Annotated in this window: 12 protein-coding genes; 3 read left to right on the top strand and 9 right to left on the bottom strand. The window is 69.7% G+C overall.

Annotation, left to right across the window (positions count from 1 at the left end; genetic code table 11):
* Window positions 1-178: 178 nt before the first annotated feature.
* On the top strand, window positions 179-4,552 hold the full coding sequence (locus KF707C_RS21665; protein ID WP_003450319.1) for a DEAD/DEAH box helicase: 4,374 nt from the start codon (window positions 179-181) through the stop codon (window positions 4,550-4,552).
* 375 nt (window positions 4,553-4,927) lie between these two features.
* Here KF707C_RS21665 and KF707C_RS21660 read toward each other — a convergent pair whose 3' ends face one another.
* Together KF707C_RS21660 and KF707C_RS21655 are read right to left on the bottom strand one after the other, a co-directional pair.
* Window positions 4,928-5,686, bottom strand: coding sequence for a Mut7-C RNAse domain-containing protein (locus tag KF707C_RS21660; protein ID WP_003450323.1), 759 nt, complete (start codon window positions 5,684-5,686; stop codon window positions 4,928-4,930).
* 46 nt (window positions 5,687-5,732) lie between these two features.
* Window positions 5,733-6,389, bottom strand: a complete 657-nt coding sequence (locus tag KF707C_RS21655) for a peroxiredoxin (protein ID WP_003450324.1) — start codon at window positions 6,387-6,389, stop codon at window positions 5,733-5,735.
* A 324-nt stretch (window positions 6,390-6,713) separates the two neighbouring features.
* Here KF707C_RS21655 and fusA point away from each other — a divergent pair, with 324 nt between their 5' ends.
* On the top strand, window positions 6,714-8,816 hold the full coding sequence (fusA, locus tag KF707C_RS21650; protein ID WP_003450325.1) for an elongation factor G: 2,103 nt from the start codon (window positions 6,714-6,716) through the stop codon (window positions 8,814-8,816).
* Window positions 8,817-8,859: 43 nt separating this feature from the next.
* Here fusA and KF707C_RS21645 read toward each other — a convergent pair whose 3' ends face one another.
* The 7 genes from KF707C_RS21645 to KF707C_RS21615 form a co-directional block, all read right to left on the bottom strand.
* Window positions 8,860-9,558 carry a transglutaminase-like cysteine peptidase gene (locus KF707C_RS21645; RefSeq protein WP_003450327.1) on the bottom strand — a complete coding sequence of 233 codons (699 nt, stop codon included), beginning with the start codon at window positions 9,556-9,558 and terminating at the stop codon, window positions 8,860-8,862.
* 291 nt (window positions 9,559-9,849) lie between these two features.
* Window positions 9,850-10,149: a hypothetical protein gene (locus tag KF707C_RS21640; protein ID WP_003450329.1), complete on the bottom strand. Its 300-nt coding sequence runs from the start codon at window positions 10,147-10,149 to the stop codon at window positions 9,850-9,852.
* 187 nt (window positions 10,150-10,336) lie between these two features.
* Entirely contained in the window at window positions 10,337-10,567 is a 231-nt protein-coding gene (locus KF707C_RS21635; protein ID WP_003450330.1) for a YheU family protein, read from the bottom strand.
* A gap of 50 nt (window positions 10,568-10,617) precedes the next feature.
* Window positions 10,618-13,401: a hybrid sensor histidine kinase/response regulator gene (locus tag KF707C_RS21630; protein WP_003450332.1), complete on the bottom strand. Its 2,784-nt coding sequence runs from the start codon at window positions 13,399-13,401 to the stop codon at window positions 10,618-10,620.
* A gap of 63 nt (window positions 13,402-13,464) precedes the next feature.
* Window positions 13,465-14,658, bottom strand: a complete 1,194-nt coding sequence (locus tag KF707C_RS21625) for an osmoprotectant NAGGN system M42 family peptidase (protein WP_003450334.1) — start codon at window positions 14,656-14,658, stop codon at window positions 13,465-13,467.
* Window positions 14,659-14,779: 121 nt separating this feature from the next.
* On the bottom strand, window positions 14,780-16,528 hold the full coding sequence (gene ngg / locus KF707C_RS21620; RefSeq protein ID WP_003450335.1) for an N-acetylglutaminylglutamine synthetase: 1,749 nt from the start codon (window positions 16,526-16,528) through the stop codon (window positions 14,780-14,782).
* Between the two features lie 6 nt (window positions 16,529-16,534).
* Complete coding sequence (locus tag KF707C_RS21615) at window positions 16,535-18,304, bottom strand: N-acetylglutaminylglutamine amidotransferase (RefSeq protein WP_003450337.1); 1,770 nt, start codon at window positions 18,302-18,304, stop codon at window positions 16,535-16,537.
* Between the two features lie 136 nt (window positions 18,305-18,440).
* Here KF707C_RS21615 and KF707C_RS21610 point away from each other — a divergent pair, with 136 nt between their 5' ends.
* On the top strand, window positions 18,441-18,914 hold the full coding sequence (locus KF707C_RS21610) for a MarR family winged helix-turn-helix transcriptional regulator (RefSeq protein ID WP_003450340.1): 474 nt from the start codon (window positions 18,441-18,443) through the stop codon (window positions 18,912-18,914).
* The last annotated feature ends 15 nt before the right edge of the window (window positions 18,915-18,929 follow it).

Genomic DNA, 18,929 nt, shown 5'->3' with positions numbered 1-18,929 from the left:
TCTTCGCGGATGCGCCCCCGTCCAGCAGGAATCGGGCCATCCGGCCGCAGGCCCCGTGGCGACTGGGTCGGCTGGCACGCCAGTGCCATCCGGGTGGCACGGGCTTGCCGCCCGGGGGCAAGCCGCCGCCGGTCCGGGCTCCTTGAGGCGGCGATCGACGGCCCCCATAGTGGATTCCATGACCCAGACCCGCTCGCCCGCCACCCTGGCGCTGGAGGGGTTCCATCCCGCCGTCGCCGCCTGGTTCCGTGGCCGTTTCCCGGCGCCCACGGCGGCCCAGGCGCGCGCCTGGCCTTCCCTGCGGGCCGGCCGGAGCCTCCTGGTGGCGGCGCCCACCGGTTCCGGCAAGACCCTGACCGCCTTTCTCGCCGCCCTCGACGCGCTGGTCCGTGAAGGCCTGGACGGGGAGGGGCTGCCGGACCGTTGCAGCCTGGTCTATGTGTCGCCCCTCAAGGCGCTGTCCAACGACATCCGCATCAACCTGGAAGAGCCCCTGGCGGGCATCCGCGCCGAGCTGGCCCGCCAGGGCCTTGCGGACGTGCCCATCCGCACCGCCGTGCGCACCGGCGATACGCCCCAGGCCGAGCGCGACGCCATGCGCAGGCGGCCGCCGCACATCCTGGTGACCACCCCGGAATCCCTCTACATCCTGCTGGGCTCCGATTCCGGCCGGGCCATGCTGTCGGGCTGCCGCAGCCTGATCGTCGACGAGATCCACGCCATCGCCGGCAGCAAGCGCGGCAGCCACCTGATGCTGAGCCTGGAACGCCTGGAGGCCCTCTGTGGCCGCCCGCTGCAACGCATCGGCCTGTCCGCCACGCAGAAACCCCTGGAGCGGGTGGCGGCCTTTCTCATGGGGCGACGGGAGACGCCCTGCGAAGTGGTGGACCTGGGTTACGGCCGCCAGCGCGACCTGGCCCTGGAGGTGCCGCCGGTGCCCCTGGAGGCGGTGCTCAGCCATGAGGCCTGGGACAAGGTCTACGACTGCCTGGCGCAGCGGGTGCGGGAGCACCGCACCACCCTGGTCTTCGTCAACACCCGGCGGCTGGCGGAGCGCGTCGCCCGGCACCTCTCCGAGCGCCTGGGCGGCGCGGCGGTGGCGACCCATCACGGCAGCCTGGCGCGGGAGCTGCGCCTGGACGCCGAGCGGCGCCTGAAGCGCGGCGAGCTGAAGGTGCTGGTGGCCACCGCGTCCCTGGAGCTGGGCATCGATATCGGCGACGTGGAGCTGGTCTGCCAACTGGGCTCGCCGCGCAGCATCGCGGCCTTCCTGCAGCGGGTGGGGCGCTCCGGCCACAGCGTCGGCGGCGTGCCCAAGGGCCGGCTGTTCCCCCTGTCGCGGGACGACCTGGTGGAGTGCGCGGCGCTGCTGGATTGCGTACGCCGCGACGAACTGGACGCCCTGGTGATTCCCCATGCGCCCCTGGATGTGCTGGCGCAACAGATGGTGGCGGAAGTGGCGTGCCAGGCGTGGGACGAGGACGAGCTGTTCCGCGTGATGACCCGCGCCATGCCCTATGGCGACCTGCCGCGCCCGCAGTTCGACGCCCTGGTGCGGATGCTCTCGGAGGGCTACGCCGGCCGCCAGGGCGTGCGCGGCGCCTACCTGCACCGGGACGCGGTGAACCGGCGCCTGCGAGGCCGGCGCGCGGCGCGGCTGACCGCCATCACCTCCGGCGGCGCCATTCCCGAGACGGCCGACTACACCGTGCTGCTGGAACCCCAGGGCATGCCGGTGGGCAGCGTCCACGAGGACTTCGCCGTGGAAAGCCTGGCGGGCGATGTGTTCCAGCTGGGCAACCAGTCCTACCGCATCCTGCGGGTGGAGCCGGGCCGGGTGCGGGTGGAGGATGCCCGGGGCCAGCCACCGAACATCCCCTTCTGGCTGGGCGAGGCGCCGGGACGCACCGATGAACTGTCCCGGGGCGTGGCGCGATTGCGGGCCTGCGTCGAGGGCTGGCTGGTGGCCGCCGAGGCGGCTGATGCCGTGCCCGGCCCGTCCTCCGACGGAAGCGGGGAGCGCATCGAGCGGGTCGTCGGGCGCCTGTGCGGCGAACTGGGTCTCGACGAGGCGGCGGCGCGGCAGATCGTCGAGTACCTGGCCCGGGCCCGCGCCTCCCTCGGGGCGCTGCCAACCCGTGAGCGGCTGGTGATGGAGCGCTTCTTCGACGAGTCCGGCGGCATGCAGCTGATCATCCATTCCCCCTACGGCAGCCGCATCAATCGGGCCTGGGGCCTGGCGCTGCGCAAGCGTTTCTGTCGCAGCTTCAATTTCGAACTGCAGGCGGCGGCCACCGAGGACGCGCTGATCCTGTCGCTATCCACCCGCCACAGCTTTCCCCTGGAGGATGTCTGGCGCTACCTGCATTCCAACAGCGCCGAGCAGGTGCTGATCCAGGCCTTGCTGGACGCGCCGCTGTTCGGCGTGCGCTGGCGCTGGAACGCCTCCACGGCCCTGGCCCTGCCGCGCTTCAGCGGCGGCCGCAGGGTGGCGCCGCAGATCCAGCGGATGCGCAGCGAGGACCTGCTGGCCAGCGTCTTCCCCGACCAGGTGGCCTGCCAGGAGAACCTGGTGGGCGAGCGGGAGATTCCCGATCACCCGCTGGTGGCCCAGACCCTGGACGACTGCCTGCATGAGGCCCTGGACACGGAAGGCTGGCTGGCCTTGCTGCGGCGCATGGAGAGCGGCGAGGTGGCGCTGCTGGCCCGCGACCTGCCGGCGCCCTCGGCCCTGGCGGCGGAGATCCTCGGTGCGCGGCCCTACGCCTTCCTCGACGACGCGCCCCTGGAGGAACGTCGAACCCAGGCCGTGCAGCAGCGGCGCTGGACCGACCCGGAGTCCGCCGATGACCTGGGCGCGCTGGACGCCGGGGCCATCGCGCTGGTGGCCGGGGAGGCCTGGCCCCAGGTGCGGGATGCCGACGAGATGCATGAGGCGCTGCTGGCCCTGGGGGGCGTCACCCCGGCCGAGGCGGCGGCCAACGAAGGCTGGCCGGCCTGGCTGGCGCAGCTGTCTCGCGCCCGCCGTGCCACCTGCCTGTCACTGGATGGCGAACCGGCATTCTGGGTGGCGGCCGAGCGCCTGGGGCTTTGGCGCGCGGTTCATCCCGAGGCCGGCGCCAGGCCGGCCATCGGCATTCCGGAGGGATTCGAGGCGACCTGGGAACCGGAAACCGCCCGGATGGAACTGGTGCGGGCGCGCCTGGGCGGGCATGGGCCGTTGACCCTGGCGAGCCTGGCGGCCTGGTTGCGCCAGCCGCCCCCCGCCGTGGCGATGGCCCTGGCCGGCCTGGAGCGCGAGGGGCAGGTGCTGCGGGGGCGCTTCAGCCCCGGCGCCCGGGAGGACGAGTGGTGCGAGCGGCACCTGCTGGCACGCATCCATCGCTACACCGTGCAGCGCCTGAGGCGTGAGATCGAGCCGGTGGAGCGGGCCGACTTCATGCGTTTCCTCTTCCAGTGGCAACGGCTCGCGCCGGGCGCCCAGGTGCGCGGTGCCGAGGCCCTGGCCGGCGTGCTGGCGCAACTGGAAGGCTTCGAGGCGGCGGCCGTCGCCTGGGAAAGCGAGATCCTGCCCAGCCGGGTGGCCGACTACGGGATCAACTGGCTGGACGACCTGTGCCGCGCCGGCCGCATCGTCTGGTGTCGCCTGGGGACTCGGGGCAGGGCGGCGGGACCGGTGCGCGGCACGCCCATCCTGTTGCTGCCGCGCAAGGACCTGCCCCTGTGGCGAGCCTGCCTGCGCGAGGCGCCTGCGCCGGAGCCCTCGCCCCGGGCGGAGCGGGTGCGCCAGGTGCTGGCCAGCCAGGGGGCGCTGTTCTTCGACGAGTTGATGGACGAGGCGCACCTGTTGCGCAGCGAGCTGGAGGATTGTCTGGGCGAGCTGGTGGCGCTCGGGCTGGCCAACGCCGACAGCTTCGCCGGCCTGCGTTCCCTGCTGTTGCCGGCCGCGCGACAGGGTCGCCAGGGGCGTCGCGCCCGCCTGGCCCTGGCCGGCATGCAGGACGCCGGACGCTGGGCCCTGCTGCGGGGGGCGCCCGAGACCGGCGGGCGGCTGCCGGCGGAGGCCCTGGAACATGTCGCCAGGACCCTGCTGCGACGGTACGGCGTGGTGGGCTGGCGCCTGCTGGAGCGGGAAGCCGGCTGGCTGCCCCCCTGGCGCGACCTGCTGCGGGTCTACCACCGGCTGGAGGCACGCGGCGAGATTCGCGGCGGCCGGTTCGTCGCGGGGGTATCCGGCGAGCAGTTCGCTCTGCCCGACGCCGTGGGTCTGTTGCGGGAGGTGCGCAGGCAGCCCCGCGACGGCAGCCTGGTCAGTCTGTCGGCCTGTGACCCGCTGAACCTGTTGGGGACCTTGCTGGCCGGCACCAAGGTCCCCGCGATCATGGGCAATCGCCTGCTGTTCCGCGATGGCGTTCCGGTGGCGACCCTGGTGGCGGGCAAGGTGGCCCTGTTGCAGGACGCCGACGCGGCCACCACCCAGGCCTGGCGCGCGGCGCTGATCCGCCAGCCGGCCGCGAGGCCCTTGAGACAGGGGGCGCACCATTCGCCATAGGAGCTTGCTCGCGAAGGGGGGTGTGCGATTCGCAGTAGGAGCGAGCTTGCTCGCGAAGGGGGTCGTGCGATTCGCCGGCAAGCCGGCTCCTACGAGGCGAGGGGTCGTGTGATTCGCAGTAGGAGCGAGCTTGCTCGCGAAGGGGGGTGTGTGATTCGCCGGCAAGCCGGCTCCTACGAGGCGAGGGACCGTGTGATTCGCCGGCAAGCCGGCTCCTACGAAGCCGAGGCCCGTGAAACCCTCCTGGCCCGGTCAAGCCGTTGAAATCGCTCAGAAATCGACCCGTGCCGCGCATCCCGCGTTCTACCTGGCCCGAAGCCATCTCCCGACAGCTTTTCCACAGGTTCATCCACCGCTTCTGTGGGTAAGCGCCCTTCAGGCTCCGGTGGACTTATCCACAGCCAGCAAGGGGGCCAGCAAGGCGCACATGCTGCGCCAGTGGGAGCCTTCCCAGTACAGCCGCTGGCAGGCGTCGCAGCCGAAGAAGCGCGAATGGCGTTCGCGCACCCGGGGCGGCACCTGAGGGCGGGCCTGCTCCGGGGCGACTTCCTTCAACGGGCCGTTGCAGTGCAGGCAGCGGCTGAACGGGTTGGCGCTGCGGGCGAGGTCGAGGCGCTCGAACAGCTCGCGCAACTGCAACGCGGGTTTCAGGGCGTGGATGTAGCAGCCGTGGGTGATGATGCGGCGCTTGAGCAGCTCGCGGTCGCGGGTGAGCACGATGCGCCCCTCGCGGGCGGCGATTCCGGCGATCTGGCCGTCCTCGAAGCCGTTGTCGTAGAGGGTGTCGAAGCCGCTCATGCGCAGCAGGCTGGCCAGCCCGCCCAGGTGGGCGTCGGCGATGAAGCGCAGCACCCGCAGCGGACGCGCGCGGACCCGCAGCAAGGGGGTGATGTCCAGGGTCTCGAAGGTGGGATAGACCGCCACCCGGTCGCCCTCGAGGAGCACCCGCTCGAAGCCCACCGACTCGCCGTTGACCAGCACCAGTTCCACTTCCGTATGGGGAACGCCCAGGGCTTCGATCATGTGCTTGACCGTGGCCGCGTGGGCGCAGTCGCAGCTGAAATCCCGGCGCCGCCGCGCGGCGGGCAGGAAGTCGTTGAGTTCCTCGTAGAAGCGAAAGGTCGCTCGAGTCATGGGGCGGGAACCCTGCGCGCCCGTCATGGGACGGGCGCGCGAGCGGTCATTTCGGCTGGGCGACCACGCGCAGGTAGGGCTTGAGGGTCTTGTAGCCGTCCGGGTACTTCTTCTTCGCGTCTTCGTCGGAGACCGAGGTGGGGATGATCACGTCGTCGCCCGGACGCCAGTTCACCGGGGTGGCCACGGTGTGCCTGGCGTTGAGCTGGAGGGAGTCCAGCAGGCGCAGCACCTCGTCGAAGTTGCGTCCGGCGCTCATGGGGTAGACCAGCATCGCCTTGACCTTCTTGTCCGGGCCGATGATGAACACCGAGCGCACCGTGGCGTTGTCGACGGCGGTGCGCGGGCCGCCGCCGCTGGCGTTGGGGTGGATCATGTCGTAGAGCTTGGCCACCACCAGGTTCTCGTCGCCGATCATCGGGTAGTTCACCGCGTAGCCCTGGGTTTCCTCGATGTCGCCGACCCACCTGCGGTGGTCGCTCACCGGGTCGACGGAAAGGCCGATGACCTTGGTGTTGCGCTTGTCGAACTCGGGCTTGAGCCTGGCCATGTAGCCCAGCTCGGTGGTGCAGACCGGGGTGAAGTCCTTCGGGTGGGAGAACAGGATGGCCCAGTGGTCGCCGATCCACTCGTGGAAGTGGATGGTGCCTTCGGTGCTGTCGACCGTGAAGTCGGGGGCTTCGTCGCCTATGCGGATGGACATGTTCGGACTCCTGTGGTGAGGGTGGCAGGAGGGCCGCCGGCAGCTGGCAGCCATCGGATTGCGTCGCGTTCGGGCCCTCAGTATAGGCCCGTGCCGGCCTCCCGCCAGGCGCGTCGGGGCGGATGAACGGACAGCGGTTCCGTCCGGGCGGTGCTAGCGTTAGTGGAGGGCGGCGTCGGCCTCGAAGCCGCGCCCGTCCCTTGTGGCAGGGCCGTCCGGCCATTCGCCGCCTGCAACCTTCCTGTCCCGGCCCCGGCGCCCAGCGGCGCCGCGGAAGGTGTGCGGCCTTGCCGAAACCCCTCAACCCGCACGGAGGTGATCGCCATGGCCCGTACAACGCCCATCAGCCACTACCGCAACATCGGCATCGTGGCCCACGTGGATGCCGGCAAGACCACCACCACCGAGCGCGTCCTCTATTACACCGGGGTCAACCACAAGATGGGCGAGGTGCATGACGGCGCCGCCACCATGGACTGGATGGTCCAGGAGCAGGAGCGTGGCATCACCATCACCTCGGCGGCCACCACCGCCTTCTGGAGCGGTTCGCGCAAGCAGCTGGACAAGTACCGCATCAACATCATCGACACCCCCGGGCACGTGGACTTCACCATCGAGGTGGAGCGCTCCCTGCGGGTGCTGGACGGCGCCGTGGTGGTGTTCAGCGGTGCCGACGGCGTGGAGCCGCAGTCCGAGACGGTCTGGCGCCAGGCCGACAAGTACCATGTGCCGCGCATCGCCTACGTGAACAAGATGGACCGCGCCGGCGCCGACTTCCTGCGGGTGGTGGAGCAGATCCGCAAGCGCCTCGGGCATACCCCGGTGCCCATCCAGCTGCCCATCGGCCAGGAGGAGAACTTCATCGGCCAGATCGACCTGATCCGCATGAAGGCCATCTACTGGAACGACGCCGACCAGGGTGCCTCGTTCCGCGAGGAAGAGATCCCCGCCGAACTGCGCGAGGAGGCCGAGCGCTGGCGCGCCAACATGGTGGAGGCGGCGGCCGAGGCCAACGAGGAGCTGATGAACGCCTACCTGGAAGGCGCCGAGCTGACCGAGGAGCAGATCAAGGCCGGCCTGCGCATCCGCACCCTGTCCTGCGAGGTGGTGCCGTCGGTGTGTGGCTCCTCCTTCAAGAACAAGGGCGTGCCCCTGGTGCTGGACGCGGTGGTGGAGCTCCTGCCGTCACCCACCGAGATCCCCGCCATCCGGGGCACCCACCCGGACGATCCGGAGCGGGAGGACGAGCGCCATGCCGACGACACCGAGCCCTTCTCGGCGCTGGCCTTCAAGATCGCCGCCGACCCCTTCGTCGGCACCCTGACCTTCGTCCGCGTCTACTCGGGGGTGCTCAACTCCGGTGATGCGGTGCAGAACTCGGTGAAGGGCCGCAAGGAGCGGGTGGGCCGCATGGTGCAGATGCACGCCAACCACCGGGCCGAGATCAAGGAGGTGCGCGCCGGCGATATCGCCGCGCTGATCGGCATGAAGGACGTCACCACCGGCGACACCCTCTGCGCCCTCGACAAGCCGATCATCCTCGAGCGCATGGACTTCCCCGAACCGGTGATCTCCATCGCCGTGGAGCCCAAGACCAAGGCCGACCAGGAAAAGATGGGCATCGCCCTCGGCAAGCTGGCCCAGGAGGACCCCTCGTTCCGCGTCCGCACCGACGAGGAGACCGCGCAGACCATCATTTCCGGCATGGGCGAGTTGCACCTGGACATCATCGTCGACCGCATGCGCCGCGAGTTCAACGTCGAGGCCAACACCGGCAAGCCCCAGGTGGCCTACCGCGAGGCCATCCGCAAGACCTGCGAGGCGGAGGGCAAGTTCGTCCGCCAATCCGGCGGACGCGGCCAGTACGGCCACTGCTGGATCCGCTTCGCGCCGGCCGATGAGGGCAAGGAGGGGCTGGAGTTCAGCAACGAGATCGTCGGCGGCACCATCCCCCGGGAGTTCATCCCCGCCATCCAGAAGGGCATCGAGGAGCAGATGAAGAACGGCGTGGTCGCCGGCTACCCGCTGCTGGGCCTGAAGGCCGCCGTGTTCGACGGCTCCTTCCACGACGTGGACTCCAGCGAGATGGCCTTCAAGATCGCCGCCTCCATGGCCACCAAGCAGCTGTCCCAGAAGGGCGGGGCGGTGCTGCTGGAACCGGTTATGAAGCTGGAGGTGGTGACCCCCGAGGAGTACATGGGCGACATCATCGGCGACCTCAACCGCCGTCGGGGCCTGATCCACGGCATGGACGACGGCGTCTCCGGCAAGATCGTCCGCGCCGAGGTGCCCCTGGGCGAGATGTTCGGTTACGCCACCGACGTGCGCTCCATGTCCCAGGGGCGCGCCAGCTTTTCCATGGAGTTCGCCCGCTACGCCGAAGTGCCGGCGAGCATCGCCGAGGCCATCGTGAAGAAGTCGGGTTGAGGAGGCCGTCCAGCCGCGCCCTGCCGTCGGCGCGGGGCGGCGGTCAGCGTGCGAGGCCTTCCTGTTCCGCCCGCGCCAGCAGGCGCCGCCAGGCCGGCAGCTCGGCGCTGTCGCCGATGCGCCGCACCTCGCCGTCCTCGAGGGCGTAGAGCGCCCGGGTGTCGAAGGCATAGCGCAGGACCAGGTCCGGGCGCTGGGAGACGGGGAGGATGCCGTCCGTCAGGTTGTCCAGCACCAGGGGCTCGGTGTCCGGCGCGCCTTGCCAGACGAGCACCATGTGCGCCTGGTTCAGGTCCAGGGCCTTGGCGTAGACCAGGCGCAGCCGATCCCGGGGGACGCCCAGCTGGAGCAGGGAGAAGTACTTGGCGAGGGCGAAGTCCTCGCAGTCGCCGGCGCCCCGGGCGAGGGTTTCCAGCGGCGTGGCCCAGTAGTCGCGGCGCTGCCAGACGGCGCTGTCGTCCTCGAAGCGCACCAGCCGGTTGATCCCGTGGTTGACCGCCTCCAGCTGCTCGCGCTCGGTCAGGCGGTGGCCACCCTGCAGCAGGTCATGCCAGGCGGCCAGGCGTTCACGGGCGGAGGTGCTGCGGTTGTAGCGCTTTTCCGCCTTGCGCAGGGCCGGGTCCGGGCTCCAGGACGCGCGGGCCTCGGCAGTGCCCAGGAGGACGCCGGCGCTGAGGGCGGCGATGACGACGAACTGCCAGGACAGGACAGCGCCCAGGCGGCGGAGGACGGGCTTCTGCAACGGGTCGAGTCTCCAGGGGAAAGCGGCCGGGGCCGGGTTCAGCGGTCGATCAATCCGTTGAGGCGATCACCGGCACAGGGCTTGCCCTCCACCGGTTTCAGGGACAGGGAAACACTAGGGCGAGGCGGGCGGGGCGCGCAACGGTCAGCGGACATACGGCGCGCAGGGGCGTTCCGGCGGAGGCGGCAAGGGCCCTGGAACGGGGCGGGAGAGCGGTGGCCGGTCGTCGGATGGACGGGGGGCCGACCCGTCGGGCGCGCGGGAGGCGCGCAGCCGACGGGCGGGTAAGGGTCACTTGCCGAATTCGACCCGTTGCTGGTGTATCCAGGACTGGTACCTGGGTTTCTCCGGCCCGCTGGGCCTCATGACATCCTCTTCATACAGGGGACCGGCGGCGGTCGGTTGCTCCTCAACCATCCGCACGAAGTCCTGGCTGGAGTCTTGCCGCATCTGGAACACCTGCAGGTTGCGCTGGCGGAACTCTTCCACCCGGGCGCTGCCGTTTTCCGCTACTGCAGCGCCCGATGCCGCCGTCACGGCCAGGGCCAGAAACAGGCCACCGAGGGCCTTGGAGTCGAGTGTCGATTTCATCGTCTTGTCCTCTTGATCCCCATTTCCCCCCTCGATTGGAGCGCCGGCTCCGGGGTTTGTTACGGGGGCGGGAGTCAGGCTGACGGATGGCGGAGAACTGGACTGACGGTTGCTTTCAACGCCTTGATTGGCATGGGGTTTTCCAACTTTCGTGCCCGTTTTCGGGCGCCCCGGCGTGGGGCGGGGCTCAGGTCTCCAGCCACTCCTTGGGCACGTCCCGCTTGAGCATCAGCTGGCATTGCTGGCTGTCGGGGTCGTAGGCGATCACCGCCTCGCCCTTGCGCAGGGCATGGCGGACCCGCTCGACGCGGGTGTCCAGTGGCGTGTCGTCGCCGTTGTCGGTGCCTTCGCGGGTGACGAAGTCCTCGATCAGGCGGGTGAGGGTCTCGGCCTCGAGCAGGTCGTGGGGAATCAGCATGGGGAAGTCTCCGGCGGGGGCGCGATTCTAACGCTGCGGTCGGATTCGCATCACCCTTCCACACCCTGCCGGGCGATGAAGCGTTCCAGGGTGCTGAACAGCAGGGCGCTGTCCAGGGGCTTGCCGAGGAAGTCGTCCATCCCGGCGTCGGCGCCGGCCTGGCGGTGTTCCTCGAGGATATGGGCGGTGAGGGCGACGATGGGCACGGGCGGCCAGTCGCGGTTGCGTTCCAGGCGACGGATCTGCCGGGTGGCTTCGAAGCCATCCATTTCCGGCATCTCGCAGTCCATCAGGATCAGCTGGATGCCGTCCGGATCGCGCTGGTATTCCTCCACCGCCGCCCGACCGTTGGCCACGGTGCGCACCAGGTAGCCGCGCTTCTTCAGGAAGCCCTGGACCACGAGCTGGTTCACCGGGTTGTCCTCGGCCACCAGGATGCAGGGGGTGGCGGCGGTCCGGCGACGCCCTTCCCGTTGTGGCGGGCGCTCTTCCAGCCGGCGTTCGCGGTAGAGCTCCTGCAGGGTTTCCCGCAGGTGACCGAGGATGATCGGCTGGGCCAGGGCGCGCAGGCGCAGGCCGTCGTTCACGGGCAGGTCCTTGCACTGTTCCGGCGGGCAGACCAGCAGGACCCGCTGGCCATGCTCCAGCCGCGGACGCAGCCCTTCCAGCCAGCGCGTCGGCTCGCCGGGCCAGGGCGCCATGATGACCAGCAGGGGCGGCGTGGCGAAGTCTTCCAGGTGCTCCAGCAGGCGCTCCGGGTCCTGGCAGCGCTCGCAGCGCATGCCCCAGCGACCGAGCAGGCGGCCCAGGGCGTCCAGGCCCAGGCCATCGCGGGACGCCAGCAAGGCGGTGCGGCCGTCGAGCAACCGGGCAAGGCTGTCGTCGTCGAAGGCCCCCGGTTGCAGGGGCAGGCTGAAGCTGAAGCGGGTGCCCTGGTTGAGGGTGCTCTGCACCTCGATGCGTCCATCCATCAGCTCCACCAGTTCCTTGCTGATGGCCAGGCCGAGGCCGCTGCCGCCATAGCGCCGGGTGGTGCTGGAATCGCCCTGGGCGAAGGACTCGAACAGCTGGGCCAGGGCTTCCGGACGGATGCCGATGCCGCTGTCGCTGACACAGAACACCAGGTGCCCGGCGCCCGAGGCGTTGCGGCGCAGGCTGACCTGCAGGGACACATGGCCCTCGGCGGTGAACTTGACGGCATTGCCCAGCAGGTTCATCAGCACCTGCTTCAGGCGCGTCGGGTCGCCCTGGATGCGCCGGGGCACGCCGGCGTCGAGGGCGAGGTGCAGCCCCAGGCGCTTGTCCAGGGCCTGGGCGGTGAAGAGACCGAGGGTCTCAGAGACCAGGTCCTCGAGGTCGAATTCGATGCGCTCCAGTTCCAGCTTGCCGGACTCGATGCGAGCGAAGTCGAGGATGTCGTTGATCACCGACATCAGCGCCGTACCGGAGCTGGAGATGGTGTCGACGTAGAAACGCTGGCTGCGGTCCAGCGAGGTTTCCCGCAGCAGTTGCAGCATGCCCAGCACGCCGTTGAGCGGGGTGCGGATCTCGTGGCTCATGGTGGCCAGGAAGCGGCTCTTGGCGAGGTTCTCGATGTGCGCCTGCTCGGCCGCCTGGCGCGAGCGGAAGCCTTCTTCCTTGAGGGTATTGATGCGATCGGCCAGGCCGATGGAGAGGGTGATCAGCTCGAGGGTGACCCCCAGCTTGACCACGGTCGCCCCGTAGATCCCGAGGACCTCGACGCCGAGGGAGCCGGTGGTGGCCTGGATGAAGGCGAACAGCAGCACGCCCCAGGCCAGGGTGTAGTAGGAGCCGTAGCGCAGGCCCCGGCGCCAGACGTAGACGCCGGTGGCCAGGAGGCAGGCGGAGACCGCCAGGACGGTGAGGCTGGCGAGGATGTTCCAGTTCTGCAGGCCCACCAGGGGGAAGGACAGCAGGCCCAGCAGGGTCAGCAGCATCAGGCCGAGGAGCCCGCGATCCAGGCGGGGGAAATGCGGGCGGGTGTGGAGGAAGTGACGGCTGAACTGCAGCGCGGTGAGGCAGTGCAGGTACATGAAGAGGTAGATGGCCACCGACTGCAGGCCCACATGCTCGGGCAGCAGCTTGAACAGCATGCCGTCGAAGCAGGCGGCCAGCATCACCACATTGAGGTTGTAGGCCAGGTACCAGAAGTAGGCCGCCTCGCGCAGGGACAGGTAAAGGAAGAGGTTGTAGAAGAACATGGCGAAGAGCACGCCATAGAAGGCCCCGTTGAACCCCATGAGGTTCTCCTGGGCGGCGGCGCTGGCGTCATGGGTGCTGAACACCAGCGGCACGAACAGGGTGCTGGTGCTCTCCACCCGCAGGATCAGGGTGCTCTCGCCGGGCTCCACATGCAGCGGGAACCAGAAGTTGCGCACCTGCACCGGGCGCTGGGCGAAGGCGAACTGGTCGCCGGTTTCCTGGGCCTGCACCTGGCCGTCGGGGCCGATGGCGTAGAGGCGGATGTCGTCCAGCAGCGGGTAGTTGGCTTCCAGGTAGCCGTCCAGGGCCTGGGGGCGCGAGTTGTCCAGGCGGACCTTGAACCACCAGACCGAGTTGTTCTTGCCGAGGTTGATGTGCGTGCCGGGCACCGGCTGGAAGGCCGGGTCAGGCAGGCTGCGCACCTGTTCGAGGCGCAACTGGCCCTTGGGGTCCTCCAGGTAGCCGACCCAGGGACCCAGCGACAGGCGCAGCTGGTCGCGGTCCAGGGGAGCGGCTCCCAGGGTCTGGGCCAGGGCCGGCAGGGTGAGCCAGGAAAGGCAGAGGGCGAAGGCGAGGGCGAGGAGGCCGACGAAGCCCGAACGGTGAAGCATGGGTTACCACCCGAATGATTATTGCGTCCCTGGGTGGCACTTTGCTCTCAGCCGCCGTCCCCATCAAGGGTTGCCGTCGGACTTTCCTACCAGGCTTTCCACGGTCGGGACGCGGGTCTCGCTTTCCATCTGGGTCTCGTGCTCCAACTGGTGGCTGAAGGGTTCCAGCGTCTGCTGGCGCCCGGTGGCGTCGCTGGCGAACACCGGTGGACTCATCAGGTAGGCGCCCAGCAGCCGGGCCAGGGCCTCCAGGCTGTCGAGGTGGGTGCGCTCGTAGCCGTGGGTGGCGTCGCAGCCGAAGGCCAGCAGGGCGGTGCGGATGTCGTGGCCGGCGGTGACGGCCGACTGGGCGTCGCTGTGGTAGTAGCGGAACAGGTCCCGGCGCAGGGGGATGGCGTTGCTCTCCGCCAGGCGCAGCAGGTGGCGGGAGAGGTGATAGTCGTAGGGGCCGCCGGAGTCCTGCAGGGCCACGGTGACGGCGTGCTCGCTGGAGTGCTGGCCCGGGGCGACCGGGGCGATGTCGATGCCGACGAACTCGCTGACGTCCCAGGGCAGGGCGGCGGCGGAGCCGGAGCCGATCTCCTCGGTGATGGTGAACAGGGGGTGACAGTCGATGGGCGGTACCTGGCCCGACTCGGCGATGGCCTTGAGGGCGGTGAGCAGGGCGGCGACACCGGCCTTGTCGTCCAGGTGGCGGGCGCTGATATGGCCGCTCTCGGTGAACTCCGGCAGCGGGTCGAAGGCGACGAAATCCCCCACCGAGACGCCGAGGCTTTCGCAGTCGGCGCGGGTGGCGCTGTAGGCGTCCAGGCGCAGTTCCACGTGGTCCCAGCTCACCGGCAGGCTGTCCACCTGGGTGTTGAAGGCGTGCCCGGAGGCCAGCAGGGGCAGGACGCTGCCCCGCAGCACGCGGCTGTCGCAGAACAGGCTGACGCGGCTGCCCTCGGCGAAGCGGCTGGACCAGCAACCCACCGGCGCCAGGCCCAGGCGGCCGTTGTCCTTGATCTCGCGGACGATGGCGCCAATGGTGTCCAGGTGCGCCGACACGGCCCGGTCCGGGCTGCTCTGGCGGCCCTTGAGGGTGGCGCGGATGGTGCCGCGACGGGTCAGCTCATAGGGGACGCCGATCTCGTCGAGGCGTTCGGCGACATAGCGCACTATGGTGTCGGTGAAGCCGGTGGGGCTGGGGATGGCGAGCATTTCCAGCAGCACCCGTTGCAGGTAGGCGAGGTCGGGATCGGGAAGCTTCCGGGTCATGGCGACTCCTTTCCGAGGGGGATGAAGGGGCTCGGGTGCGCGCGGCGCACCCTACGACGGCGCGGGTGGTCCGGGCGTCCCGGCAGGGTGCGCTACGCGCACCGCGATCACGGCATCCGGTTCAGTGGCCACCCGGCTGGCGGCTCAAGGGGAAGAGCAGGTCGATGAAGCGTTCGGCGGTGGGCTGGGGCTGGTGGTTGGCCAGGCCGACGCGCTCGTTGGCCTCGATCAGCACGTACTCGGGCTGGTCGGCGGCGGGGACCAGCAGGTCCAGGCCCACCACCGGGATCTCCAGGGTGCGGGCGGCGAGGATGGACGCCGCCGCCAGTTCCGGGTGGAGGATCGAGGTGACGTCTTCCAGGGTGCCGCCGGTGTGGAGGTTGGCGGTGCGGCGCACGGCCAGGCGCTGGCCGGCGGGCGGCACGTCGTCATAGCCATAGCCGGCGGCGCGCAGGGTGCGCTCGGTCTCGCCGTCCAGCGGAATGCGGCTCTCGCCACCGGTGGCGGCCTGGCGCCGGCGGCTCTGGCGTTCGATCAGCTGGCGCAGGTTGCGCTGGCCGTCACCCACCACTTCGGCGGGGCGGCGGATGGCGGCGGCCACCACCTCGTAGTTGATCAGCACCACGCGCAGGTCCAGGCCCTCGTGGAAGCTTTCCAGCAGCACCCGGCTGTCGAAGTGCTCGGCGCGGGCGATGGCCTCGCGCACCTCCTCAGGGGTACGCAGGTCCACCGCCACGCCCTGGCCCTGCTCGCCGTTCACCGGCTTGACCACCAGGCGGCCGTGTTCGGCGAGGAAGGCGGCGTTGTCGGCGTCTTCGCCGGCCAGGCGCTGGGCGGGCTGGCGGATGCCGACGCGGTCCAGGGCGCGGTGGGTCAGGCGCTTGTCCTGGCAGAGGGTCATGCTCACCGCGCTGGTGAGGTCCGACAGCGATTCCCGGCAACGGATGCGCCGGCCGCCGTGGCTGAGGCTGAAGAGGCCGCCCTCGGCGTCGTCCACCTGCACCTCGATGCCACGGCGCAGGGCTTCGTCGACGATGATGCGGGCGTAGGGGTTGAGGTCCTCCTCGGGCCCGGGGCCGATGAACAGGGTCTGGTTGATGCTGTTCTTGCGCTTGATCGCGAAGGTGGCCAGTTCACGGAAGCCCAGGCGCTGGTAGAGGGCCTTGGCCTGGAGGTTGTCGTGGAGCACCGACAGGTCCAGGTAGGCCAGGCCCCGGCTCATGAAGTGTTCCACCAGGTGGCGCACCAGCACTTCGCCGACGCCGGGGCGGCTGCATTGCGGGTCCACCGCCAGGCACCAGAGGCTGGCGCCGCCCTCGGGATCATGGAAGGCCTTCTGGTGGTTCAGGCCCATCACGGCGCCTATCACCTGGCCGTCACGCTCGTCCTCCGCGAGCCAGTAGACCGGTCCACCCTGGTGGCGCGGGGTGATGGCGTCCTGGTCCACCGGCAGCATGCCGCGACAACGGTACAGCTGGTTGACCGCCAGCCAGTCGGCGTCGCTCATCACCCGGCGGATGCGGAAACCGCGAAAGGCCCGGCGCGCCGGCCGGTAGTCGGTGAACCAGAGGCGCAGGGTATCGGAGGGGTCGAGGAAGAGCTGCTGCGGGGCCTGGGCCAGCACCTGCTGGGGCGCGGCCACGTAGAGGGCGATGTCGCGCTCGCCGGGGCGTTCGTCCAGCAGCTCGCGGGCCAGGCTCAGCGGTTCGGCGAAGGTGTGGCCGAGGAGCAGGCGCCCCCAGCCGCAGTGGAGGATCTGCGGCGAGGCGGGCGGCGCCCGGTGGTCTTCGGCCAGGCGTGCCTGCAGGCGCTGGTAGGACGGCGCCTGGCCACGCAGCAGGCGCTGGCTGTGCAGGGGATGGGCTTTCATTGTTGTTCAGAGTCCCTGTTGGTTGAGCCAGAGGTTGAGGGCGGCCATCTGCCAGAGCTTGGAACCGCGCAGCGGGGTGATGTCTTCCGCCGGGCTGGCCAGCAGGCGCTCGAGCATCGTGGCCTGGAACAGGCCCCGGTCCTGGCTCGGGTCCAGCAGCAGTTCACGCACCCATTCGCGGGTGCGACCCTCAAGGTGCTTCAGGCCCGGCACCGGGAAGTAGCCCTTGGGCCGGTCGATCACCGCGGCGGGAATGACCTGGCGCGCGGCGGCCTTGAGCACCGCCTTGCCGCCGTCGCCCAGCTTGAAGCGTGACGGTATGCGCGCGGACAGTTCGGCCACGCGGTAGTCGAGGAAGGGCACCCGCGCCTCCAGGCCCCAGGCCATGGTCATGTTGTCCACCCGTTTCACCGGGTCGTCCACCAGCATCAGGGTGCTGTCCAGGCGCAGCGCCTTGTCCACCGGGTCGAGGGCGCCGGGGCGCTCGAAGTGCTGGCGCACGTAGTCGCCGGCCAGGTCGTCGGTGAGCCAGGCGGGGGTCACGGTGGACTGGTATTCGGTGTGGCTGCGGTCGAAGAAGGCGGCGCGGTAGCTGTTGAACGGATCCCGGGTGTCCGCCAGGGGCGGGTACCAGTGGTAGCCGCCGAAGAGTTCGTCGGCACCCTGGCCGCTCTGCACCACCTTGCAGTGCTTCGAGACCTCGCGGGAGAGCAGGTAGAAGGCGATGCAGTCGTGGCTCACCATGGGTTCGCTCATGGCGTCGAAGGCGGCGGGCAACTGCTCCAGCACTTCGTGTTCGCCGATGCGCAGCTGCTGGTGGCGGGTGCCGTAGTGGCGGGCGATCAGGTCGGAATACTCGAATTCGTCGCCGCGCTCGCCACCGGCATCCTGGAAACCGATGGAAAAGGTGGGCAACCGCTCCACGCCGGACTCCGCCAACAGGCCCACCAGCAGGCTGGAGTCCACGCCACCGGAGAGCAGCACGCCCACTTCGCGGGCGGCGCGCTGGCGGATGGCGACGGCGTCGCGCAGGCTGCCGAGCAGGCGGTCGCGCCAGTCGTCGAAGCCGAGGTTCAGTTCGTCCTCGCGGGGGCCGTAGTCCAGTTGCCACCAGAGGCCCTGGCTGAGGTTGCCGTCGGCGTCCACCTGCATCCAGCTGGCCGGGGGCAGTTTCTCCACGCCCTTGACCAGGGTGCGCGGGGCCGGCACCACGGAGTGGAAGTTGAGGTAGAAGTTGAGCGCCTGCGGGTCCAGGCTGGTATCCAGGTCGCCGCCCTGGAGCAGGGCCGGCAGGCTGGAGGCGAAGCGCAGGCGCCGGTCGGTGCGCGAGAGGTACAGGGGCTTGATGCCGAGACGGTCGCGGGCGAGGAACAGGCGCTGGGTATCGCGCTCCCAGATGGCCAGGGCGAACATGCCGTTGAGCTTGGGCAGCATGTCCTTGCCCCAGGCGTGCCAGGCCTTGAGCAGCACCTCGGTATCGCCTTCGGAGAAGAAGCGGTAGCCCAGGCCAAGGAGTTCGGCGCGTAGCTCTGGATAGTTATAGATGGAACCATTGAAGACCATGGCCAGGCCCAGGTGAGGGTCCAGCATGGGTTGGCCTGAGGCGTCGGCGAGATCCATGATCTTCAGCCGGCGATGGCCCAGCGCTATGGGGCCCTGACTGTGGAAACCCTGGCTGTCGGGGCCGCGAGGCGCCATTTTGTGGGTGATGCGTTCGACCGCTGCAAGATCGGCCAGTGTTTTGTCGAAACGAAGTTCTCCAGCTATGCCGCACATTGTTCCTTACCGGATTGCCGTTGGGGAGGGGTGTGCGCCCGGGGCACGTTTTTTACCTAAGCAGAAAAATACTTTCAGGTCAAAGTAATTTATGGAACAGTTGGATGACAATTCGCTATCAGCCAAGGAGGTTGGAATGACCGAAGACCTCTATCCCAAGGTCTTGGCCGATGCCTACGCGCTGGCCGTTTTCAAGGGCCTGCGGCGCCTGCAGCAGGTCACCGAGGTTCACGCCAAGCGGCTGGCCCGCTACGGCGAACTCACCCCCGTCCAGTTGCTGATCCTGCGCATCCTCGCCGGCCATGGCGAGCTGACCGCCAGTCAGCTGGCGCGGGAGGTGAGCCTGACCCAGGCGTCCCTGTCCGGCGTGCTGGATCGCCTGGAAAGCCGTGGCCTTCTGATGCGTCGGCGGGATGAGCGGGACCGGCGCAAGCACTGGCTGGTGCTGGCGGCGGCCGGGCGCGAGGCGCTGGAGAAGGCGCCGCCGCTGCTGCCCGAGCATGTTCTGGAGCGTTTCGCCGGCCTGCTGGAGTGGGAGCGGCATGCGCTGCTGGCGGCCCTGCTGCGGGCCGCCGAGCTGTTCGATACGCCGGAGGAGGAAGAGGAGTAGAGAGGCCCCCGGGGC

The sequence above is a fragment of the Pseudomonas furukawaii genome (assembly GCF_002355475.1).
Classification (GTDB): domain Bacteria; phylum Pseudomonadota; class Gammaproteobacteria; order Pseudomonadales; family Pseudomonadaceae; genus Metapseudomonas; species Metapseudomonas furukawaii.
Note: the sequence above shows the minus strand (reverse complement) of the source record. Positions and strands in the feature narration are given on the sequence as shown.